Here is a 22,504-nt window from a genome sequence, read left to right as displayed (position 1 = left end):
ATCCGCCGGGCCCGATTCCCCTGTGCTCACGCGAACTTCCGGCACCCTACCGCCCCCTGGCCACATCTGTAGTCAGTAGGATCGCGCGGCGGCCTGCGTCCGCCAGACACGGGGTGGCGGACGAACTCCGGGGGCCCGGCAACGGAATGAGTGACCAGTGAGCCACATCGTCGTGAAGCGCCCGCCTCGGGTGCTGCCGCCCGACGTGTCCACCGACGAGATCGTCCTGCAGCCTCCGCCCGAGCTGCCGCGCGGGCATCAGGAGAGCGTGCTGATGCAACTGCTGCCCACGCTCGGCATGGGTGGCTCGGTGGTCTTCTTCTTCACGAGCGGTCAGCCGTTCATGAGGATCATGGGCATGGTCATGATCGCCTCGACGGTGGCCATGTCCATCGCGATGGTGGTCCGCTTCCGGCGCGGCTCACAGGGGCAGTTGGCGGACATGCGCCGTGACTACCTCAGCTACCTGACGCAGACCCGGCACAACGCCCTCGACACGGCGAAGGCCCAACGGGACGCGCAGTACTACCTCCACCCCTCCCCCGAACAACTGTGGGCCCTGGTCGCCGAGGGCAGCCGGGTGTGGGAACGGCGGGCCGGCGACGAGGACTTCGCCCAGGTCCGCATCGGCCTCGGCGCCCAGGCGCTCGCCACTCCCCTGATCGCCCCGGAGCACGGCCCTGTCGAACAGCTTGAGCCGCTGACGGCGGGCGCGATGCAGCGTTTCCTCGCGGTGCACAGCACCCTGGAGGACCTGCCGATGGCGGTCTCCCTGCGCGCCTTCTACTACGTCACGATCAGCGGTGACCCGCACTCCGTGCGCTCCTCCGCGCGGGCCATGGCCGGTTCGCTGGCCGCGCTGCACTCCCCCGAGGATCTGGTCCTGGTGGTCGCCGCGGGCCGCGAGGAGCTGCCCCACTGGGAGTGGGCCAAGTGGCTGCCGCACACGCAGTCGTCGGGTGCCGTGGACGGCGCGGGCAGCCGCCGGCTGATCGACAGCGACACCCGAGAGCTGGAGAACCTGCTCTCCACCCGGCTGACCGGCCGCCCCCGCTTCCACCCCAACGCGACACCGCTGCCGGAGGAACCGCACATCGTCGTCGTCCTCGACGGCCTCTCCCTGCCGCCGGACTCGGTCCTGGCCAACCCCGAGGGGCTCCAGGGCGTGACGGTCCTGGAGGTCGTCCCGGGCGAGCTCACCGGGGCGGGCGGCGAGCTCTCCATCGTCGTACAGCCCGACGCGCTGCACCTGGAGTCGGGGCACGGCGTCGTCTACGAGGGGACGCCCGACGCCCTCTCCCAAGAGTCCGCCGAGGCCCTCGCCCGGCAACTGGCGCCGCTGCGGGTGGCCTCGGGCGGGGACGACGACGAACCGCTGCTGGCGAACCTGGAGTTCACCGACCTGCTCAACCTCGGGGACGCGGCGTCCGTCGACACCAAGCGCACCTGGCGGCAGCGTTCGCTCGCGGAGCGGCTGCGGGTGCCGATCGGTGTGGGTGAGGACGGCCGGCCCGTGATGCTCGACCTCAAGGAGGCCGCGCAGGAGGGCATGGGTCCGCACGGCCTGTGCGTAGGTGCGACGGGTTCCGGCAAGTCCGAACTCCTGCGCACCCTGGTGCTGGGACTCGCCGTCACGCACTCCTCCGAGACGCTGAACTTCGTCCTCGCCGACTTCAAGGGCGGCGCGACGTTCGCGGGCATGGCGCAGATGCCGCACGTGGCGGCCGTCATCACCAACCTCGCCGACGACCTCACCCTGGTCGACCGCATGGGTGACTCCATCCGCGGTGAGCTCAACCGCCGCCAGGAGATGCTGCGCGACGCGGGCAACTACGCCAACATCCACGACTACGAGAAGGCCCGCGCGGCCGGCGCTCCCCTGCAGCCGATCCCGTCCCTCGTGCTGGTGATCGACGAGTTCAGCGAACTGCTCACCGCCAAGCCGGACTTCATCGAGATGTTCGTCCAGATCGGCCGCATCGGCCGCTCGCTCGGCGTGCACCTGCTGCTGGCGTCGCAGCGCCTGGAGGAGGGCCGGCTGCGCGGCCTGGAGACGTATCTGTCGTACCGCATCGGTCTGCGCACCTTCTCGGCCGCCGAGTCCCGGGCCGCGCTCGGCGTGCCCGACGCCTACGAGCTGCCGAACGTGCCCGGCTCAGGGTTCCTGAAGTTCGGCACGGACGAGATGGTGCGGTTCAAGGCCGCGTACGTCTCCGGCGTGTACCGCTCGGGCACGCAGCGCACCGCGCTGGCCGGCGGTCCGCTGCCCGTGGACCGGCGGCCGGTGCTGTTCACGGCGGCCGAGGTGCCGGTGCAGTACGTGCACGTGCCGCAGCAGCGACCCGCGGGCGGTACGGACGTCGACGAGGCGTTGGCGGACACCGTGCTGGACGTGATCGTGCGCCGGCTGGAGGCGCAAGGCCCGGCCGCGCACCAGGTGTGGCTGCCGCCGCTGGACAGCCCGCCGTCGCTCGACGGCCTCCTGCCCGGCCTGACGGCGGTGGAGGGCCGCGGGCTCACCCAGCCCGGCTACGAGGGCGCGGGCCGCCTGGTCGTCCCGGTCGGCCTGGTGGACAAGCCGTACGAGCAGCGCCGCGACCCGCTCTGGGTCGACTTCTCCGGCGCCGCGGGCCACATGCAGATCATCGGCGGCCCGCAGTCCGGCAAGTCGACCCTGCTGCGCTCGCTGATCTGCTCCTTCGCCCTCACCCACACACCGCAGGAAGTCCAGTTCTACGGCCTCGACTTCGGTGGCGGCGGTATGGCGTCGCTGGCGGGACTCCCCCACGTGGGCGGGGTGGCCTCGCGTCTGGACCCGGAGCGGGTGCGGCGCACGGTGGCCGAGGTGTACGGCGTACTGACCCGCCGCGAGGAGTACTTCCGCTCGGCCGGCATCCCGTCGATCGCCGAGTTCCGGGCCCGCCGGGCGCGCGGCGACATCTCGGTCACGGACCAGCCGTGGGGCGACGTCTTCCTCGTGATCGACGGCTGGGGCAACTTCCGTACGGACTACGAGACGCTGGACCCGATCGTCGTCGACATGGCGGCGCGCGGCCTGGGCTACGGCATCCACGTCGTCCTGACGGCCTCGCGGTCGATGGAGGTCCGCGCCAACCTCAAGGACCACCTGATGAACCGCCTGGAACTGCGGCTCGGCGACCCGATGGACTCGGAGATGGACCGCAAGGTCGCCGCGAACGTCCCCACGAGTGTGCCGGGCCGGGGCCAGTCCCCACAGAAGCAGCACTTCATGGCGGCGGTGCCGAGGATCGACGGCCTGACGTCCGACACGGACCTGGCGGACGCGACGCAGGCGCTGGCCACGGAGGTCTCCCGCCACTGGCAGGCGCCGCCGGCCCCCGAGGTCCGGCTGCTGCCCCGCGAGTTCCCGGCCGACCACCTGCCGCCCGGCGACCGCTTCCCGCGCCGTGGGGTCGCCTTCGCGCTCGACGAGGACAACCTGGAGCCGGTCTTCGTCGACTTCGAGCAGGACCCGTTCTTCCTCGTCTTCGGCGAGAGCGAGTCGGGCAAGTCGAACCTGCTGCGACTGCTGGTCAAGCAGATCACGCAGCGCTACTCGGGCGACGAGTGCAAGCTGTTCGTGGTCGACAACCGGCGCTCGCTGCTGGACGTGACGCCGTCCACGCACCTGGCCGAGTACATCCCGATGTCCAATTCCATGGACCACCACATGTCGGCTCTCGCCAATCTGATGCAGCGCCGCACGCCGACGGCGGACGTCACGGCGCAGCAGCTGCGGGACCGCAGTTGGTGGCGCGGCCCGAATGTGTACGTCGTCATCGACGACTACGACCTTGTCTCCACGTCCAGCGGCAACCCGCTGTCATCACTCACCGAGCTCCTCCCCTTCGCCCGCGACGTCGGCGTCCGCTTCGTCATCGCCCGGTCCACGGCGGGCGCGGGGCGAGCTTCCTACGAGCCGTTCATGCAGCGCATGAAGGAACTCGGCGCCCAGGGCGTCGTCCTCGCGGGTGACCCGGGTGAGGGCGATCTCCTCGGCGGGGTGCGGCCGCGGCCGATGCCCGCGGGGCGGGGGGTCTTCGTGTCTCGGCGGCGGGGGAAGCCGTTGGTGCAGGTGGGGTTGGTGGAGGAGGCCTACTGAGACGCGGGTCCCCGCGCCCCGATCCCCGGAGGGCTACGCTCCACTCTGTCCAGTGGTATGGCTGTGACTTGTGGAAGATTTGGCGAGATCCGCGAACAAGCTTGAACTTGGACCGCGGTTCTGGCCAGTTGGTAACCACAGGGAGCGGTCCCGCCGTAGGGGCGGGATTCACGGGGACACGGGGAAGGGGTCCGCGCATGGCGTGGGACGAGTGGGAACAGCTGAAGTCGCAGGCGGCGGGCGGTGGGTCGGCTCAGATGCAGCTGAACCAACTGGATCCCGGCAGCGGCGGGCGCCCCGCGCCGGACCCCAGCAGCTTCGGCGACCTGAAGGCGAACCAGAAGGACCTGGCGCAGATCGGGAAGAACGCCTTCGAGCTGTACAACGACCTGTGGGACAAGGGGCGCAAGGCGGTGCCCACCAGTGAGAAGGCCGCCGGCGTCCTCACCCAGGGAGGCTTCGCGCTCGGCGCCGCGCTTCAGCACGTGGCGCTGCGCTGGGACGAGCAGCTGGGCTCCCTCAGGGACGCCTGCGCGCACATCTCGAACCACATGCGGGTGACCAAGAAGCTGCACGCGGAGGACGACGACTACATCCGCAGGCAGATGAGCAGCATCGACGCGCTGGACGCGGGGTTCGACGAGCGCGTGGGTGAGCCCGGCAAGAAGAACTCCATCTACGGGGAACCCGACGCCAAGGGCGGCAAGGACGGCAAGGGCGACGAGAAGGGCAAGAACTGATGGATCTCGACGCCCTGCGGAAAGCCGACTTCAGCCTGCTCGACGACGCGGTGACCGACTGGTCGACGATGGTGGACGACCTGGACACCCTGAAGGACTCAGCGGAGAAGGGCCTGCGGACCACCGCCAACAAGGCGAGCTGGGCGGGGGGCAACGCCCAGGTCTCGAAGGAGTTCATCGGAAAGACGTCCGAAGAGTTCGAGGACGCGCACAGCCAGGCCCGGTCCATCTACAAGATCCTCCTGGACACCCGGGACGAGCTGAAGCAGTACAAGAAGCAGCTCGTTGCCGCCATCAAGCGCGGGCAGGACAACAAGCTCACGGTGATCGGCTACGAGGGCGGGTTCACGGTCACCACGAACGTCCCGCCGGAGGGCCGGGCCCAGCAGGACAAGGACAACGAGGGCGAGATCACCGCCCTCCGTGACGAGCTCCAGAAGATCCTCGACAAGGCGACGGAGACCGACAGCTCGGCCAACAAGGTGCTGATGGCCATCGCCGACCAGAGCAGGCTGGGCTTCACGGACGTCGACTACAACGACCGCGACACGGCGGCCGAGGCGCTGAAGAAGGCGGACGATCTTGCGAAGCTGGCGAAGAAGAAGCCTGAAGACCTGACGGCCGAGGACTTCGACGTCCTCAACAACGGCCTGAAGCAGTACGGCAACGACGAACTCTTCGCCGAACGCTTCGCCACGAACCTGGGGCCACGGGGCACCCTCGACTTCTGGACGGGCATCAACGACCCGCACAGTGCCTGGGAGCTCGGACACAAGCGGGTCGACAAGTACGACGACCTCCAGAAGAACCTCAGCCTCACCCTCGCCACGGCGTCCCAGAGCGACAGCACCGACATGACCATGTGGAAGAGCAGCATGATCGACCTGGCCGACAAGCCCGTCGGCCGGGGCGGCGGCTTCCCTCTCGGGGCGCAGGTCATGACGAACCTGATGCGGTGGGGCGACTACGACGACAGGTTCCTGGTCGACTACGGCGACAAGCTGATCGACACCGAGAAGAAGTTCACGGACAACGGCCGCCATGGCGCGTGGCAGCGCACGGGAGGCGACCCCCTCCTCAACCGCACGGGCACCGACTCGGGCTGGGACCCCTTCACCGGCTATCTCAAGGCCATCTCGAACAGCCCGGACGCGGCGACCGAGTTCCTCAACGGCGAGTTCGTCAACAAGGACGAGGACCACGACTTCGTCCACGACACCGACGGCGACGGCAAAATGGGCCGCCGCACCCTCTCCAACTTCGACTACCTCTTCGAAGAGCGGGACTGGCCCCAGGACACGGACGACAAGGGCGAGGACAGCATCGCGGGCCGTAACAACTTGGCGCTGGCGTTGGAGGCGGGTACTACGGGGCATCCGGCGGGGGAGATGCCTACGCTCGATACGCCTGCTCACAACAGCGAGCAGACGAAACTCATGCAAAGCCTCGTCACGTCCATCTCCGATGACAACGAACGCGTGACGAAGTACGGGTACATGGGTGACAGCATCGGTCAGATTGCTTCGGAGTACCTTCCGGACATCAATCGAGCCATGACCGATGACGACGACAAGGATACGAACCGGCTTTTCCCGATCGCCGGCGCGGATGCCAAGTTCGAACACCGTGACGTGACGCGGTTCCTGTTCACGGTCGGACAGAACGCCGAGGGATACGCCGCGGTAGAGGTGGGCCAAAAGGCGTACATGGCCAACCTTATGGAATATCACTTGGACCCCAACCTTTCAGCAGACCAGCGCTATGCCCACGACCCACAGTTCGTGGTCGAGCAAGCCGCCAGGGGGTCAGGTGAAGTGACAGGCACCCTTGCTCAGGGTCGAGCGGAATTCGTTGCCGGCAAGGCCGAAGAGGTGGACAAGGCCTATGAGCACTCCATAGCTCAGCGGAAGAACCTGATCTCGGGTGTGGTCGGCACTGTCACCGGGGTCGGTGCGGCCTTCATCACCAGTCCCGCAGGAGGGGCGGCCGCCGGAGGCCTCGCGGGCACCGCGACCAGCATGATCTTGGAGGAGATCTTCAAGGACGCGGAAGGCAAAGCCAAGGACGAGGCCGGGCCGGTTATGGGCGAACATTGGGAGAGCGGCCTCGACACCAACAACAAATACACCGAGCAGGCGGCTGAGATCGCAGCGAAGAACCGCAACAGAACCGATCTACCGGATGTGGGTGAATGGGCTCGCGTGGGCGCGGAACGCGGTTTCCATGATTCTGGAACCAACGTGACCGCCATGGCAGCAGACCTTAAAACTGACATTTGAGGATGACGTCGTCCCGCCGATCAGCTCGCTGAATCGATCCCGTCCAGAAAGGTCTATGACCTTGAAACCCTCACTGCTTCGCTTCTCGGCGAGATCCCAGCATGTTGCCGTTCTGGCAGCGGTATTGACCTGCGGATCCATGCTGCTGGGCTGCTCGAAAGAGGAGAAGCGGGAGTACACGCTGCCGAATTCACTGTGTCGGACAACAGTGAATCCAGACTTGTTGTCACCCTTCCTCCCACCCGGGAAAAAGCTGTCCATTCACGAGGTGACCCCCAATGGCGGCACCCAGCGATGCAACGTGAGCGTGGATGGAAAACTCGCACTCGTCGCGAGCCAAGTGTGGTGGGAAGAGGGGGGCAGTGTCGCGGCGGTCGCCTCCGTGCACGCCCAAGTCGACAACGGCGAGATCACTGCGGACGAAAAGCTGCTCTACTCAGGCACCGGCGCAGTGGGGAAGGCAGAAGGATGCACAGACGCCAGTCACCCGAGCCAGGCCCTGTTCACGGTGCTCCAAGTTTTTGCCTCCGGCCGCGACGACGCCTCCTCGATGAAACAGCTTGCCACCGATTACACCAAGCAGGTAAAGGTGAGCAAAAATTGTGGCTGAAACCGTCATCGCAGCTATGGGAAAGCTTTTGATTTCCAGGCGGATCGTGGGCAGGCCTATGGCCTTCGCCTGTGCTGCCACGATTGCACTCACCGCTTGCGGCGAGAATTCTGCACCCGGGTCCCGCCTGTCTCTGCGGGAGACTCAGTCAGTCCTTCCGGACAGCACGGCGGTGCCGGGATGGCGCATTGCTGCGCCCCCTGCGGCGTATCCCGCCAAGAAGGCTCTTTCTTCCGGCCTGACAAACTGTTACACCGCGGAATCCTGTAAAAACGTTCTCTTTTCAGGTCGATCAGTACTACGGGAGGGCGGTAAGCCGGAAATCTCGTTCCTGATCTTCACGTACCAAGATGCAGCGACCGCGAAATCCTCTTACACCCCCGTATGGAAGGCATGGACCAGTCGCGTCCCCGGAGCACGGGAACTGAACCTGGGTAAGATCGGTGATCAGAACGACGCGGTGTCTGGAGCCGACGCTTCTTTCGCTTCCGGATCCAAAAGTATTTTGTCTCAGGTGCGTGTGGGTAGTGTCATCCTTCTGACTCATGGGGCCGCAGCCCCGAAAATGGACATGAAGGATTCACTTATCAAAAGATTCGCCACGATGTTTTCCGAGCGAGCGCAGCAGGCGCAGGACAGCAAGGCACCCTCGGCGAGCCTAAGAGCTGCCCCGCAATGATCGTGCGGAACGGCGTGGCAGGCGGCTGTCGATTGGCCGTGGAATCAGTCAGGGAAGCGTGTGCAATGTCGGACCGTGCGTATGCAATGCCGGACCGTGATTGGGGTTGAGCCACACGCGCAGCGGTTTCACCGGCTTATTCGGCAGCCCCCACTCAGTCAGCCGACGCCGCTCGGCGGCCTTCCGGAGCCTGCTCCTGGAGGACCGCGTGCTACTGGTTGCCGCTGAGGTTGAAAGGGCGGGGTGACGGGGCTACGGGGGCTCCAGCGCGAGCCCGGTCCCGGCTATGAAGCCGTTGAGGACTTCGGGGCGGCGTTGGATGTCACGTAGGCGGTTCTTCACGAGTGGGGTGAGGTCGTCCGATCGTGCGGGGTGCGAGGTTGGCCAGGGACTTCTTCAGGTGGGCCCAGACGCCTTCGACGGGGTTGAGGTCGGGTGCGTAGGGCGGGAGCTTGATGATGGTGAGCCAGTCGCTGTTGCGGTCACAGAACTCCCGCAGAGCCTTGGCGTGATGGGTGCTGGCGTTGTCCCACACCACGATCAGCGGGACATCGCCGAGCTGCCGACGGGCGGAGGTCAGCAAGTCCGCGAACTCGCGCGCCCGGAAGCCCTTCTTCTCGCCGGTACGGCCCCGGTACGTCTGCGTCCGGTAGATCAGACGGGTCTCGCGACCCGGTCTGACGCAGATCATCCCGGCCATCAGGACCCGGCCGGACCCCTTGCCCGTGACTCTGACCAGCGGCGTCCTGCCCCGCCGTGACCAGGTCCGCCCCTTGCCGGGTTTCAGGTCCTGCCCGGCCTTGTCCTCGTCCTCGTCCTCGTCCTCGTCCTCGAAGACTATCCACGCCCAGGAGTTGGGCCGTCCTCTTACCCGTGACCACTGCTCCGTCCGCCACCGTGCTACGGCGTGCTCGTCGCGCTCGACCGCCCGGTGCGCGGGAACCTGCGGTGACCAGCCCAGCCGGTGCAGCAGATACGACACCCCACGTGGCGTGTACCGGTACCCGAACAGCCTGTGGATCAGCTCGGCCACGCGTGCGAGAGTCCACCGCTGGTCCTCGCTCCAGCCGTGCGTCGCAGGGCCGGCATCCAGCTCGGCTTGCAGCCGTTCTGCCTGGTCATCGCTGAGCTGACAGGGAAAGCCGCCAGGCCCTGAGGTTCCCCCGCTGTGCGGGGTGGCTGACTAGCCGGTCAGGGCCGTTTGACGTGGTTTCAGGTTCACTTGTTCGGTCGTTGCCTGGTTGCGTGCCAGGCGTACGCCGACTTCCGCGTCACCCGTAACCTGCGGGCCACCTCCGGCGGCCGCAGCCCCTGCTCGAACATCTCCGCGGCCTCAAAGCGCACCGCTTCACGCTTCGCCCGCCCCGCGGCGGTCAGACCGCCGCCATCCGCGTACCTCATGACGAGGATGTAGCACCGCCAACGCCCGCTGTCACCCCGCCCTTTCAACCTCAGAGGCAGCAGTCTCATGCATCTTTTTCCACTGTTCGGAAAGCAAAATGCTGCAACTCTTGCGTGGCATGCGGTTGGTGCGGCACATTCTTGCTGCTCCTCCGCTGAGTGCGAGTACAGCACGCCAGGCAAGCGGTAGAAGATTTCCAGTTCCTTGCTGGAGGCTGTGCTGCATTCTCGCGCAGCGTGAAAAAACGTGGCACCGCTGCCTCGGCCAAGGACCTCGCGGCGTCCGCGCTTGGAGTCGACACGAACTCGAGCAACGTGCGATTTATGTATTCCGCTACCGGGGCTGTAGGTCGTGTGGAATGCCCGGCCTCTGTGCCGCCGGACGGCACGTTGTGGGTCACGACACGCATGTCGAACCCTTCAGATGCATCAGACATGCACGAACTCGTGGGCACGGAGTCGCATGACCCAGCCCGAACGAATTGCATCACGGAGCCTTGCGCGCTCTCAGCGATAGCGGATCACATGCACTGAGTGAACTCCAGGGCCCTCAAGCGAGGGAACGGCATCCGAAGCGCCGTCGATCAGCATCACACCCTGACGGGTGTGCACCGCGTTCAGAAGCCAGCCCACGGACTCTCGTCCGCGCGTATCCACGCGGCGGACCCAGACGACAGCGCGGGCTTCCAGGGGGAAAGTCCGCAACTCGTCCATAGCCGTGGACCACGTCGCGTGGGCTGTTGCGGAAAGGACGGGCCCAAGGGTGGACAGCGTCGGTTGGAACCATGCCGCGTGTGCGGGTGGTGGTGGCTTCGGGAAGCCCGGGGAGCCCGGAGTCTCGCCGGCGTCCCAACGGGCCAGCCAGGTCCATGGGTCAGCATTGGGCAGGCCGAAAGGCTCGTCCGACGACTTGGGTACGACCAGCGTGGCGTCGAGCATGGCGTCCTGCCATTGGCCCTCACGCAGGTAGCTCTTCGTGTTGCATGCGAAGACCCAACCGCGCCGGGTTTCATCCTGCGGTGTTGGGTCGAGGGGTTGGACAGCGCCGTTGTACGCCTGGTCCAACCAGAGCTGTGCCTTGCGCAGCGCGGAGCCGAAGTCTGCTGCCTCGCATTCCCAGGGCCAGCGCTGGGCTGGTCCTCCCGGCAGTTGGCGGATGACGACCAACTCACGCAGGAGGGTTGTGTCGAGCTTGGCCAGGCCTCCCGCTTGAGCGTCCAGTAGGACGACCTGCCCCTTGTTGTTGTGCGCGTAAAGCAGATTGCCAGTCGCTTCCGCTCCGCCGAGTTGCCGACGTACCCACACCACGCCCCGAGTGTCCGGGCCCGAGTCTCCCACCTCTCTGATCAGGGAGTCCCAGTCACTGACGGGGACCCGTTCGAAGCCCGGGAAGTACCGCCGAGCGAGTCTGTCCCACCAACCGGGGGCCTCGTCGGAGGGCTGCCACGGCAAGGGCGTCGACGGGGCACCGTTGATCGCGGAATGCACAGTCACCACGCAACCGCGCGCGTTGATCCGCCGGGACTGGGCGGCGACGCGGTCGGCCGCCTGCTGCGGGCCGACCGGCGCCATGTCCGCGAGGGGATCACTGGTTGAGGGGTGAAACGGGGAGCTGCCGTCTTTGGGAACGACCAGGGAGGCCGCCAGCATGGGCGTAGAGGGGTACCCCGGCTGCTCCAGGGTGCGGCAGGCGAACATCCAAGCCATGGCGGTCTCGTACACCGGGTTGGGCGTTGACAATTGGACCAGGCCTCGGTAGGTCTGGTGGAGCCAGGCGGAGGCGAGTTGCTCAGGGCTGTGCATCGCGCCAGCTCCTCGGCCGCCAGTCTGCGGTCGGCCAGTCACCCGACGCGCGCCGGCTCATGTACTCGTCCATCGGAAAGCCGGTCGGGGGGAAATCGACGGCTTCGCCGTTGTGCGGCACAATCACCACTGACGTGAAGGGCGCATCCGCAACATTTCCCGTTTCCAGGTGCTCCTTCCAGTCGAAACGGATTGCCCATCCGAAGGGGTATGCAACGCAGTCCTCTGGAAGGAGCACCAGAGATTCAGCCTTGTCGGGGTACGAATTCCTGATAAATTCAGCAGCTGACTCAAGGGCCGCGGCTTTGCTCAACATCTACTTGACTCCGTCACGATACGGAATGTGGCCGATGGATGATACATTTTTCTCGAGGGCCCCCAATGTCCCGGACTGTCCATCGAGGAAAACAACTCCGTGTGAGGTGTTCACCGCGTTGAATACGTGCGCCGTGCCGTTGGGCCGGCTGACATATACGACACTTCTAGAACCCTCGCCTCTGCTCTGCAGGTCACGAATGATGTCATCGTAGCTCTTGACCATGTCGTAGTGACCCTTGGGCCGGTCCTTGAGGCCGAGCGCCTCTGGGGGAACGTGGTCGGGTTGGTGCCTGGGAGCCGCGCTGACATTTTCTCCGTCCAGGTTCCGGTTCACCGCGTCCACGTTGTGGCTGCAGTTGTTCGTATATCCGTGTGCTCCAGTGTTGTTGACATCCTTGAGCCAGGGGTACTGGTCGTCGAGGAACTCCTGAGCCGCTTTCGCATCAACCGAGTCGGCGTGAATAGCCTTCTCCGACACATGATCCGTGCTGCGCGCCAGGTCGCTCCAGTCCTTGGGGGCGTCGGCTGCTCCTGTGGCGGCCTGTTTGGCGTCAGCGAGTTCGTCGCCGTACTTCATGCCGTGGGAAGCCATGTTGGCCGCGCTGGTCTCCAGGCCTTCCTTCACGCCGGTGCGCAGTGCGGTGCGGGCGAGGCCGGCGCCCTTCGTCCCGATGAGTTCGGGAATCAGTCGGCCGACGAACTCGGACGGGTCCTTCTTGAAGCTGTCGATGAGCGCTGAGGGAATGCGTTCAGGATGCGCGGCCGTCGATACGAGGCCCGACAGGGTCATGCTGAGGTTCTGCAGATACGCAGCGGGGTGGGTGAGGTTGTACGGGTCGATCGGGTTCAGGCCACGGACGAAGTTGAACAGATCTGCGCCGCCCTTGATCACGCCGCCCACGACATGCGTCAATTCGGTACTGACAGCGCCGGCTCCGTCGATCGCGTCGGCTTCGAGCCGGTCGAGCGGAGGCGGCTCTGCCGGGGCGTGCTGCAGGGCCGCGGTGACCGTTTCCGCAGCGATACTGGCAGCCTCGTCACGCTGGCGGCGTGCGTCGGCCAGGATCTCACGGGCGCGCTGAATGTCGCCTCGCCCAGGGTCCGTGAACGGCTCCAGTGGGGGCCCTGGGTCCTTGTCCGCCTTGATCGCTGCGTTGTATGCGTCGACTTTCTTGTTGTACGTATCGACCGCCTGCTCGGAGGCCTTCTTGCCCTTCTTGTAGAGGGCGATGGCCTCTACGGCCTGCCTCTGCGCCCATGTGACGGTGTCCGCGTAGGCGTCGAGCGCCTTGCCCGCCGCCTCGCAGGCATCTCCGGCGTGCAGCCACTTGGTCGGGTGCATGGCGAACTTCTCGCGAAAGGTGTCGGCTGCTTCACCCTTCCAGTGCGAGGAGTCCAACTTGCGCATCCCCTCGCCCACCTTGTCGAAGGCGGCCCGGAAATCCGTCAGGTGTTTGGCGGTGGTCCGGATCGCCCCGGGTTGCCATGGATCAGCTCGTTGGCCTGGTCGGTCTGCCCGAGTTGCTGCTCTGCGACGTCGGCGCCCAGGTCAGAGGCGATGTCGTCGCCGATGTCCTCGACCTTGTCGGCCAATCCGTCGGCGCCGACGTACTCCAGTCCGTCGCCGAGCTTGTGCGCTCCCCACTCGACGCCCTCACCGACGATCTTCTTGCCGGCGTCCCAACCGTCCTCGAGTTTGCCCAAGCCGTCGTTGAGGAGATCACCGAAACCCATCAGCGGGTCTCCCAGTGTTGCTGCGGCGTGGGCTGCTGAGCCGCAGCCTGCGCCCGCTCTTCGGGGGAAGGCCCGAAGGTCTCGTCGAGGAAGGCCTCGTACTGTTCATCACTCGCGCCGGTCGCCTGCTGCAGGTTCAGCGGGCCAGGGATCGGCCCGGTCATCGCCTGCGAGGTCATCACGTCCCGAGCCGCGTCCTTCCAACCCTGCTTGCTGGTGTCCCAGGCTTGCTCGAAGGACTCCTTGCTGTAGTCCGGGTTCGCGAACGCGTTGTTCCGGGCGAGCTCCGACCAGCTCATGTCGGTGACCTCGTCCTCAGACGCGTACGGATTGCCCATCAGCGAGTTGGCGCCCACCTTCAGTGCGCCGTCCACGTACTGGTCCGTCTCCTACAGCGTGCCGGCGGCGAGACCCACGCCCTGCGCGAAACTGTTGCCCTCGTTGACGAGCGAGCGCACCCCCCACTCCCAGCGCTCGCAGAACGACTTGACGGCCGAGGTCAGCCCGTTGTGCCCCAGTTCCAGTCCTGAGAGGGAGAGATCGGAGAAACCGCGGCCTGCCCCGGCCTGGCCGACCATGCCGAGCTCTTTCAGCTCGCCCAGCGTCAGAGTGATCCCCTGGGCGATATCGTCCATCCCCGTGGACTGCAGGTCTTTGTCACCGCCGACGCTGTGATTCACCACGGCTTCGCCCCGTTCCTGTTCACCTCGGCATCCACTGCCACCGTGTCAGGCACGATCCCGACGACTGGTGGGAGAAGGACGCCGTTCTCGTCACTGCCTACGTCCAAGGCCACGCCACACGGCATGCCCATCTCCGGGACCACCACGTCCAGGAGGCGCCAGCCGAGTACGGAGACGTAGTCGCGTCTGTCTCTTAGATGGCCCTGCAACTGGTCGTATCTGGTGAGATTGGCTGCACTTGTGAAGGCGTGGATCCATCGCACCCCGCCGAAGTCGGCGGTCAGGAAGCCCTTGCCTCGCTCGACAGGGACGAGGACAGTGGTATCCCGAAAATGGGCGATCGTATGTTTGATCCATGCGAGCCGCTCAGTGGTCTCCACCGCTGATGCGTCGAGGTATGCGGACCCTTCGGCACCTGCGACAGGGGCTGGGCCCTCTGACGCCGCGACCGGCACTGTTTCCTCGATGGATTTCGCCGGTTGTCTGACACCTTCTGGAGCTGGAGGACGGTCGGAGGTAGCTGCTTCGCGCTCGACCGCCTGCTTTTTCAGCTCTTCCCACTCGTCCCAGACCACTGTGGTTCCTTGACGTGCTACGAGACGGGGTGGGCACCTCCCGCGCGTGCCCACCCCGCATGAACTCTGTCGGCTATGCCAGCTTTGTCAGCTCACTGGAAGTAGCTGGCTGCCTTGAGGTCGCCGCCGCGGTAGTCGCCGCTGGCGGTGTTGACCTTGTGGCCGATGCTGACGAGGGCTGTGTGGATGGCGGCTGCGTCGGCGTCCCACTGCTTCATCTTCTCGCCGAAGGCGGTCGCGGCCTCGCCCTCCCAGCCGGCGGCGGCCTGGACCACGGCGGCCTTCAGTGCCTGGAGGTCCTCTTCGAGCTTCTTGGCCTGGTTACCGAGCTCGGTGGTGATCGCGTCGAGACCGCCGTACTTGACGGCGAGCTCGTCGTAGTGCACTCCAGCCATGGTTCCTCATCTCCTCGTTGAAAGTTCGGTGCGGGCCCTGAGGCCTCGCGGCCTTGCTCAGTAGCTGTTGAGAGCCGAGTGCGCGCCGCCCTGCTGGACGTCGATGCTCGACATGGTCGCGCGGACCTCGTCCTCGAGCTTGTCCTTGTCCTTGCGGGTGGCGTTGATGTTGTCCAGGAACCAGGTGAGCAGCGAACCGATGTGCTTGACGCGCTCGTTGATCTCGACCTGCTTGTCGTTGAAGGCCTTGGCGCCGATGCCTCGCCAGTTGGCCTCCATCGTGTCCAGCGTGCCCTGGAGGCGGGAGAGCTGGCTCTTGATGGACTCGTACCTCTCCACGATGTTCTTTTCGAGCTTGACTACATCGCCGTCATTGAGCCGCTGACCAGCTGCCATTACGGGACTTCCCTTCGTGAAGTTCGGGGTGGTGCGTGTTACTGGGGTGCGTCAGGTGGTTCGCCTTTTGCGTACGACGGCGAAGGTGGCGCCGCCGACCGCCAGCACGAGTGCCGCGCCGATCGCCACCCAGAGTTGGGTGTTGCCGTCGGACGAGTCCGAGCTTGATGCTGCTGCGGAGTTCTTGCCGCCTGACTTGTCGTTGGAGGCTTGGCCGCCAACCGAGGCGGAGGTGGATTTGGAGGGGGACGGCGAGGAGGAGTCCGCCGTTCCTTCCACACCGGTTCCGTTTTCGAAGCTCAGCGGGTCGGTGTTGGCGGGGCCTGGATTGATGTTGCTGTTTGCCAGCACCTTGCGGGGGCGGACCAGGCCGTAGCCGAGGTAGTTACTCGGCTGGTCTTTTGGCCAGTCGCGGCCAGCTGTGTCGATCAGGCTCCGGAGCACTTGATTGGCCGTCCACTTGGGGTGGGCGGACCAGATGAGGGCAGCGGAAGCGGAGGCAATGGCGGTGGCGGAGCTGGTGCCTCCTCCGTTGTCGCAGTATGCGCGGAACGTCGCGTCACACCAGCGCGGCAGGTTGAGTCCCGGAGCAGCCAGATCAACGTAGCTGCCGTGCTCTGAGTAGTCGGCCACCTTGCCCGATTTATCGGCTGCGGCCACGCCCACCACATAGGGATACGCAGCCGGGTAACCGATGAAGTTTTTCTTCGTGGCGTCATTGCCAGTGCCAGCGAACATCAACTTACCCTTAGACTCGGCGTACTTGACCGCCTTCTCCTCGTCCGGGTCGATCGTGTCACCGCCGAAGGACATGCTGATGATCTGTGCGTCGCTGTCCGCAGCGGCCCGAATCGCGTCCGCGACTTCAGAAGTCTTTTCCTTGTCGGGGGTGTCCTCCAGGAGCACCCGATAAGGGACGATCTTGGCGCCAGGAGCCAAGCCCTTCAGACCGCCGCCGGCGCCGGTACCCGCGATCAGCTCCGCCATTGTGGTGCCGTGACCCTCGTAGTCCTTGGTTGCGCCATAGGAAACGGACTTCGGCACCTCGCCGGCAAGCACCTGCCCCTTGAGCGACGCTGTTGAAGGATTCACACCGGTATCAAGGACAGCGACCTTGACGCCCTTTCCAGTGCTGGTCTTCCACATACCTTCGGCACCCATCAGGTTCAGGTACCACTGCTTCGACTGGACGTCGGCAGCAACAGCGCTCGGAGCCAGCCCGGAGGATGCAATGGCGAGTGCACCGAGGACGGTGCCCACGGTGGACACCCGTCTTCCGGCACGCCCCGCGAAGGCCGCGGTCAATCTGCCACGTGGGCTGGTCCGTGTCATGCCTCTGTAGATCCTCGCTCGTGTTCAGTCAGTCGATGGCTGCGTGTTGCGCCGCTCGGTCTCGGGCTGACGTTGGCCTTCGCGTTCTTCACGGTTGTTGTTGCGCCGTGCGCTTGTGGGGCGTTGGGCCGTGTTGCCGCCGCTTCTCGCTGCTGAAGCTCGGCCTGTAGGCGTACCTACGACACCGTCTGCATTTCCTGTCACCGGGCGCCCCGGACGACCAGACGGCCCGGGACGGCTGTCAGTGCCGGGGGGCTGCGCTCCGATGACGCCACGCTGTCCGATCTTGCCAGCCGGTGCGCGCGAACTCGGGTTTCCCCCGGCGCCGACGACCGTACCGCGAGGGACCCTGGCGCCGGTCGATCCGGAAATTGCAGACGTGGCGGGCCTGCCTCCAATGATGCCGTTGCCACGTGCCGCTCCTGTGGAGCCTCCTCCACCCGCCCGTCCGCTCGTCGTTCCGCCAAGCGGACGCGGGGTGCCACCAGAGACCCCGCGGCCGATGGGCGAAGCACCTGTCGCTGTGCTGCCACCTCGGATGCCGGACTGACCTGTACCCGCAGCCCGTCCCATCGGTCCCGTGGTGCCACGCCCAGCTGCGGTGCCGTTCGGATTTCCCGCGCGTCCCTGTGCCGAAATCGGTGCCCTGGGCCCGGATCCTCCACCAAGGCCCGGGGCCCGTCCAGCGGGCCCATTGAAGGTAGGAGGCACCGTGCCAGGGGCAAAGGGAGGAACCTGCCCTCCATTGCCTCCGCCTGGACCGGGCGCCGACGGCGGCAGGCTAGTTGCCGGCCTTACAGTCTCGGGGGGTGGGGCAGTACCCACGGTGTTGATTTCCGTGCCAACACTCTTATCGGGGTAAACGACCGAGTCGTCCACCTGCTTGAGCGGCGTCCCAGCATCTCCCGTGTGAAACCGACTAGTCGATGCTTCCGTGGCGTGTGGGCCCGACGTTCCCACTGCGCCGGCCTGGCCGAGGCTCCCGCCGCCACTTTCTTCGCCCGGCGTGTACTCACCGCGGTTCGGACTGGGCTTCGGCACCCCCACATCCGGCATAGCCTCGAACGTAGGCGGCTCCGCTTTCGCCAGCGTCTCCTGCGAGACCGCGTAGAAGGACGCCAACCGGTTCATCTGGTTGATCGCCTCTTGGCGGTCCTTTTCGACCTGGACCGCCGCCGCGTACTCCTCGTTGCCCTCGACGCGCTTGGGGGTCGGGATGTCGTCGACCGTCTTGGGGTCGGGGCGGTTGTCACGGGGTGGCATGGCCTTGCGGACGGAGGCGAGGCCCGTTGCCGCTGCGGTGATCTGGTTTCCGGCCACTTCGGCGAAGGTCGACAGGCTGAGGGCGTTGGTGACCAGGTTGCCGCCCCACGTGCGGAACGCCTCGCCCGATTCCCCCTCCCAGGCGACTCTGTTGATGTGGCCCTTGAGCTCCTCGGCTGCCTCCTGAATTGCGACCTGCGCTGCCCACAGCGCCTTGCCCGCTTCCTCCAAGTGCTCCGGCTTCGCGGTATCGACCATGTCGATCATGGCGTTCAGGGCGTGGCCGTCGAAGTCCGTCTTGGCGAAGGCGTTGAGGTAGCTGCCGAAGAAGCCCTTGGTCATCTCCGACACACGACTGGCCGCGTCGATGACACCGGCCTGTTGCGCGACCCGCAATTTCTGCAGCTCGTACGGGTCCTGGTGCTGCTTTTCGTCGCTCATCAGTACAGGCCCCCTCCTTCAGTGCCCGCCTTCGTGTTGCTCGAACGCTCTTCTGCCGACTTGCCCTGCTTCGCAGCCTCAGCCGCCTTCTTCTCCCGCTCCGCCTCCGCCTGCTCACGGCCGATGTGCGTCTGGATCTCCCAGAACCGTCGCCGCTGCTCCTCGTCCACGTCGGTGAAGTCGCCGTGCGCTCCTTGGACGGCGATCTGGATGGCCTCTATCTGGAGGCCCAGGGTCTTGGAGAGGGCGGTCAGTCGTTCGTGGACACGTTCGTACTGGGCGTGCAGGCCCTTGGCCTCGCCGAAGCCGCCTCCGCCGACGAAGGAAGCTTCGGAGAGGGTGTGGGCGCCGATCTTCTGAGAGCTGGCGGGTGAGCCTTCGAAGGTGGACAGGACGTCGTCCACGCGATTCTTGAAGGTGGTGAGCGCCTCCAGGCCGACCTTGAAGCCCCCGGCCTCCGCAGGAAGCATGCCTTCCCTCCCCGTTCCCCGTTGGTGAAGCTGTCGAGTGGTCCATGCACTCGGCAACCACTGTAGTCACTGTGTAAATCGCGTCCAACTGAACTTCGTGTTGGCTCAGTTACGAAGTTGTCGCGACTCGGCCGTCTCGGGACGTCCAATCCTCCTCAAAGTGACCGAAGAAGGTGCAAGTTGGTTTCAGCGAAGGCCGCAAGATCCACTTCGAGGAGCAACGCACGGCTTCCGTCGACGCTCGTGACCGAAACTTTGCTATGACAAAATTTCGCCCCTTCGGCTACTCCGCCCCCGCGACCCTCCGTGCCCGGCGCCTGGCGTCCCGCAGCGCCACCGCCGTGCCGCCCGCCGCGGCCACGAGGACCGCCGCTCCCACGGCCACGTACGTGGCGAGGCGGGCGTTGCGTTCGTCGGGGGTCTCGCCGAGTTGGAGCTTGGCGGGGGTGGGGGCCTCCGGCTTGGAGAGGCCTGCCGCGGGGTCGGGGGACTCGACGGGGTGGTCGTCCTCGGTCAGGGCGCGGACCGGGTCCACCACGCCCCAGCCGACCAGGCGGTCGTGGCCGGCGATGGTGCGCTCCGCGGTCTGTTCGATCTGGGCGACGATCTCGCGGGCGGTCCAGTCGCGGTGCTTGGCCTTGATCAGCGCGGCGACGCCCGCCACATAGGGCGCGGAGAAGCTCGTACCGTTGTCGGAGCAGTGACCGCCCTTGGGGACGGTGGAGATGATGTCGACGCCGGGGGCCGCCACGCCGACGAAGTCGCCGGACTGGGAGAAGGCGGCGCGTTCGTTGTTGCGGTCGGAGGCGGCGACGGCGAGGACGCCCTTGTAGGAGGCCGGGTAGGTCTTCTTGACGTTGCCGCCGAGGCCGTCGTTGCCCGCCGAGGCCACGACGACGATGTTGCGGGCGAGGGCCGCGTCGACCGCCTGTTCCAGGGTGGGGGCGGGCTTGACCGCCTTCGACGTGTCCTGCGAGATGTTGATGACGTCGGCCTTGGCCTGGATGGCGTAGTTGATCGCGTCGGCCAGGGTGTTCGCGGTGCCGTGGCCCTCCGCGTCGTTCTGTTCGATGGGGATGATCGTCGCCTCGGGGGCCAGGCCGACGAAGCCGGTGCCGGAGGCGGGGCGGGCCGCGATGATGCCGGCGACCTTGGTGCCGTGACCGACGGTGTCGGTGGTGCCGTTCTCCTTGCCCCGCTCGATGGGGTCGCCGTTCTCGTCCTTGATGCCGGGCGGCAGGAAGTTACGGCCGCTCCTGGCGTCCACCGCATGGGTGAGCTGGGGGTTCGTCACGTCCACGCCGGTGTCGATGACCGCGACGCGTACGCCCTTGCCCTTGGACTGGCTCCACAGCTGGTCCAGGAGGACCCGCTGGAGGGCCCAGGGGCGGCCGGGATACTTGCCGTTGGGGAACGAGCACTGGTCGGAGTAGGGCCGATCGGCCGCCGCCGCGGGGGGAGGCGTGAGGACCGTCGCCGTGGCGAGCAGGGTCGCGGCCGCCACCAGGGTCGTACGCAGTCCCGTCGCCCGCCTCGCCGAGCGCCCCTTCGTACGCAGCACCATCGCTGTCCCTCCTCAGGAACCCTGCGGCTGGCGGGCCGCCGCTGTGGACAGGCGGGGGCCGGTCGGCAGGAACTCCGACCAGGTCGCGGGGATCGGAGCCGGGTCGACGTCGGCGTAGCCCAGGCGGGTCTGGGCCTGCTTGGCCTCCTGCTGGAGCTGCTCACGGTCCTTCTTCGTCGTACCGATGCCCGCGTCGTTGGTGGCGCTGTCGGCGTTGGACTGCAGGACGTAGCGCAGGCCGGTGTCGGTGACGAGGAAGACGGGCCCCGACTTGGTCGCCCGGCCCTGGAACTGGCGGTAGAGCTGGCCGGAGCCGGGGGTGACGTAGGCGCTGGAGGAACCGGTGGGGAGCTTGGCGGGGAAGTCGGTGCCCGCCCAGGTGCTCAGGGTCGTGACGCCGGCGCCGTTGACGTCCCGCAGGACGTTGCAGATCGTGCTCCGGGTGCCGCTGGCGCCCGACGGCATGTTGACGGGGGCGGGGTCGCCGATCGGCCAGCGGTGCTCGGTACCGAACGGCTTGCCCGGGACGATCGCGCCCGGGCTGACCTCGCGGGCGTGCCCCGCCTGGCCGAGGGGCGCCAGCTCCTCGCTGAACAGCAGGAGTTGGGCGACGAAGGCGGAGACGGGGGCGACCCGGCCGGACAACACCACGTAGTACTGCTCGCGGTTGTTGTCGAAGGCCTTGAGCACCATGCCGACCTTGTTGGCCGACTCGTCGAGTTGGCCGGGTGCTCCGGCGGGCGTGCCGGGCTGGTCGGTGATGTCGGGGAAGCTGATCGGGTCGCCCCGGTGCAGGGTGGCCAACCACTCCTTGGACACCGGCTCGGGCCGGCGGCCGGAGCCGACCACCGCGCGCAGCAGGAGCTCGTCGGACTTGTCGACGCGGTACGCCGTCCCCCTCGCGTCGACGACGTAACGGTTCTTGTCGGGGCCGACGACGTAGAGGAGTTGACCGCCGCGCAACCGCTCCCCGCCCTCGGTGGACTTCATGTCGCGGGAGGCGAGTACCAGTGCCGCCTTCTGGATGGAGCCGCCGCCGGCGCTCGGGCGCTCGCACACCACCCAGCGCTTCGCGCTGCCCGCCTCCGACGGGTCGGGCAGGCGGTCGGGCGCGTACGGGATGCCGATGGTGACGCCGTGCGGGATCTTGCCGCTGTCAAGGACGGACTCGGCGACCGTCACGACCTCGCCCTGGTTGGAGTTGAGGAGGAGCTTGGCCGACGCCATGTTGAGGACGGGGTGCAGCTGGACCTCGCCGTCGGTCTTCAGCACGACGTACCGGGTGGTCGACTTGTCGGCGACGATCACCTTGGCGTTGGGGGTGTCCCAGCCCTTGGGCGCGGTCGGCTTGAACATGCCCCAGGCGCCGAAGACGGCCATGACGACGACGCCCACGACGATGCTGGGAACGATCGCCCGCAGCGGTCGTGGTGCGCCCTCCTCCGAACCGTCGGACGAAGACTGCAGGAAGGCCGCGAGCATGCGGCGCTTCGCGAAGGTGTAGGCATTGAGCTGGTCCCGCCGAGATGCCATCTGTGCCTGTCTCTCCCCGTTTTCGCTGGGCCGCGCTCGCCGGTGACGCGGTCCCGCGCCCTCCGATGTCAGACCGGCCCCCTACTATGCCTGGTATCCGCGGAGACTTGTGGAGCGGGTAGGGTGCCTGGACCTTCGAGGGCCCTGTGTGGTGCTGAAACACAG

Annotated in this window: 18 protein-coding genes and 2 pseudogenes; 5 read left to right on the top strand and 15 right to left on the bottom strand. The window is 66.5% G+C overall.

Annotated features, from left to right (window positions below; all coding sequences use genetic code 11):
- Nucleotides 1-157: 157 nt before the first annotated feature.
- The 5 genes from eccCa (at nt 158) to IG99_RS49070 (ending at nt 8,431) form a co-directional block, all read left to right on the top strand.
- Nucleotides 158-4,123, top strand: coding sequence for a type VII secretion protein EccCa (gene eccCa, locus IG99_RS30475; protein WP_078947994.1), 3,966 nt, complete (start codon nt 158-160; stop codon nt 4,121-4,123).
- A 197-nt stretch (nt 4,124-4,320) separates the two neighbouring features.
- Nucleotides 4,321-4,863: a hypothetical protein gene (locus IG99_RS30470; RefSeq protein WP_037679531.1), complete on the top strand. Its 543-nt coding sequence runs from the start codon at nt 4,321-4,323 to the stop codon at nt 4,861-4,863.
- The gene (locus IG99_RS30465) at nt 4,863-7,142 is read left to right on the top strand and encodes a hypothetical protein (RefSeq protein ID WP_037679529.1); all 2,280 of its coding nucleotides are present in this window, start codon (nt 4,863-4,865) and stop codon (nt 7,140-7,142) included. The genes IG99_RS30470 and IG99_RS30465 overlap by 1 nt, the downstream gene beginning before the upstream one ends.
- 55 nt (nt 7,143-7,197) lie before the next feature.
- On the top strand, nt 7,198-7,752 hold the full coding sequence (locus tag IG99_RS49075) for a hypothetical protein (protein ID WP_037679527.1): 555 nt from the start codon (nt 7,198-7,200) through the stop codon (nt 7,750-7,752).
- Entirely contained in the window at nt 7,745-8,431 is a 687-nt protein-coding gene (locus tag IG99_RS49070) for a hypothetical protein (protein WP_158973269.1), read from the top strand. Before IG99_RS49075 ends, IG99_RS49070 begins: the two co-directional genes overlap by 8 nt.
- Nucleotides 8,432-8,683: 252 nt before the next feature.
- Here the strand turns inward: IG99_RS49070 and IG99_RS49065 are convergent.
- The 15 genes and pseudogenes from IG99_RS49065 to eccB form a co-directional block, all read right to left on the bottom strand.
- A pseudogene (locus tag IG99_RS49065) lies at nt 8,684-9,832 on the bottom strand (IS630 family transposase).
- 507 nt (nt 9,833-10,339) lie between these two features.
- Nucleotides 10,340-11,635, bottom strand: coding sequence for a YrhB domain-containing protein (locus tag IG99_RS44850; protein ID WP_037679525.1), 1,296 nt, complete (start codon nt 11,633-11,635; stop codon nt 10,340-10,342).
- Nucleotides 11,622-11,951 (bottom strand): hypothetical protein, encoded by a 330-nt coding sequence (locus IG99_RS46210; protein WP_078947993.1) that lies wholly within the window; start codon nt 11,949-11,951, stop codon nt 11,622-11,624. The genes IG99_RS44850 and IG99_RS46210 overlap by 14 nt, the downstream gene beginning before the upstream one ends.
- The gene (locus IG99_RS51745; RefSeq protein ID WP_324606147.1) at nt 11,952-12,530 is read right to left on the bottom strand and encodes a toxin glutamine deamidase domain-containing protein; all 579 of its coding nucleotides are present in this window, start codon (nt 12,528-12,530) and stop codon (nt 11,952-11,954) included. It abuts the gene before it with no gap.
- A gap of 456 nt (nt 12,531-12,986) precedes the next feature.
- Nucleotides 12,987-13,687 (bottom strand): annotated as a pseudogene (locus IG99_RS51740) (putative T7SS-secreted protein); the annotation flags it as partial.
- Entirely contained in the window at nt 13,687-14,061 is a 375-nt protein-coding gene (locus tag IG99_RS51735; protein ID WP_324606146.1) for a hypothetical protein, read from the bottom strand. The pseudogene IG99_RS51740 and the gene IG99_RS51735, both read right to left, overlap by 1 nt.
- 15 nt (nt 14,062-14,076) lie before the next feature.
- Nucleotides 14,077-14,370: a hypothetical protein gene (locus IG99_RS51730; protein ID WP_324606145.1), complete on the bottom strand. Its 294-nt coding sequence runs from the start codon at nt 14,368-14,370 to the stop codon at nt 14,077-14,079.
- Nucleotides 14,364-14,945, bottom strand: coding sequence for a hypothetical protein (locus tag IG99_RS30425; protein ID WP_158973267.1), 582 nt, complete (start codon nt 14,943-14,945; stop codon nt 14,364-14,366). Before IG99_RS30425 ends, IG99_RS51730 begins: the two co-directional genes overlap by 7 nt.
- Nucleotides 14,946-15,037: 92 nt before the next feature.
- The gene (locus tag IG99_RS30420; RefSeq protein ID WP_037679516.1) at nt 15,038-15,340 is read right to left on the bottom strand and encodes a WXG100 family type VII secretion target; all 303 of its coding nucleotides are present in this window, start codon (nt 15,338-15,340) and stop codon (nt 15,038-15,040) included.
- Nucleotides 15,341-15,397: 57 nt separating this feature from the next.
- On the bottom strand, nt 15,398-15,736 hold the full coding sequence (locus tag IG99_RS30415; RefSeq protein ID WP_037679513.1) for a WXG100 family type VII secretion target: 339 nt from the start codon (nt 15,734-15,736) through the stop codon (nt 15,398-15,400).
- 51 nt (nt 15,737-15,787) lie between these two features.
- Entirely contained in the window at nt 15,788-16,996 is a 1,209-nt protein-coding gene (locus IG99_RS30410) for a S8 family serine peptidase (protein WP_234312021.1), read from the bottom strand.
- A gap of 96 nt (nt 16,997-17,092) precedes the next feature.
- Nucleotides 17,093-18,772: a WXG100 family type VII secretion target gene (locus tag IG99_RS49050; RefSeq protein WP_158973266.1), complete on the bottom strand. Its 1,680-nt coding sequence runs from the start codon at nt 18,770-18,772 to the stop codon at nt 17,093-17,095.
- Entirely contained in the window at nt 18,772-19,242 is a 471-nt protein-coding gene (locus IG99_RS30400) for a hypothetical protein (RefSeq protein ID WP_063768353.1), read from the bottom strand. The genes IG99_RS49050 and IG99_RS30400 overlap by 1 nt, the downstream gene beginning before the upstream one ends.
- A 283-nt stretch (nt 19,243-19,525) precedes the next feature.
- The gene (mycP, locus tag IG99_RS30395; RefSeq protein WP_037679507.1) at nt 19,526-20,806 is read right to left on the bottom strand and encodes a type VII secretion-associated serine protease mycosin; all 1,281 of its coding nucleotides are present in this window, start codon (nt 20,804-20,806) and stop codon (nt 19,526-19,528) included.
- Nucleotides 20,807-20,818: 12 nt separating this feature from the next.
- Nucleotides 20,819-22,339 carry a type VII secretion protein EccB gene (eccB, locus tag IG99_RS30390; RefSeq protein WP_037679504.1) on the bottom strand — a complete coding sequence of 507 codons (1,521 nt, stop codon included), beginning with the start codon at nt 22,337-22,339 and terminating at the stop codon, nt 20,819-20,821.
- Between the last annotated feature and the right edge of the window lie 165 nt (nt 22,340-22,504).

Source organism: Streptomyces griseus subsp. griseus, assembly GCF_000720255.1.
Classification (GTDB): Bacteria; Actinomycetota; Actinomycetes; order Streptomycetales; family Streptomycetaceae; genus Streptomyces; species Streptomyces griseus_I.
The sequence above is the reverse complement of the archived record's forward strand: the minus strand, read 5'-3'. Positions and strand labels throughout refer to the sequence as shown.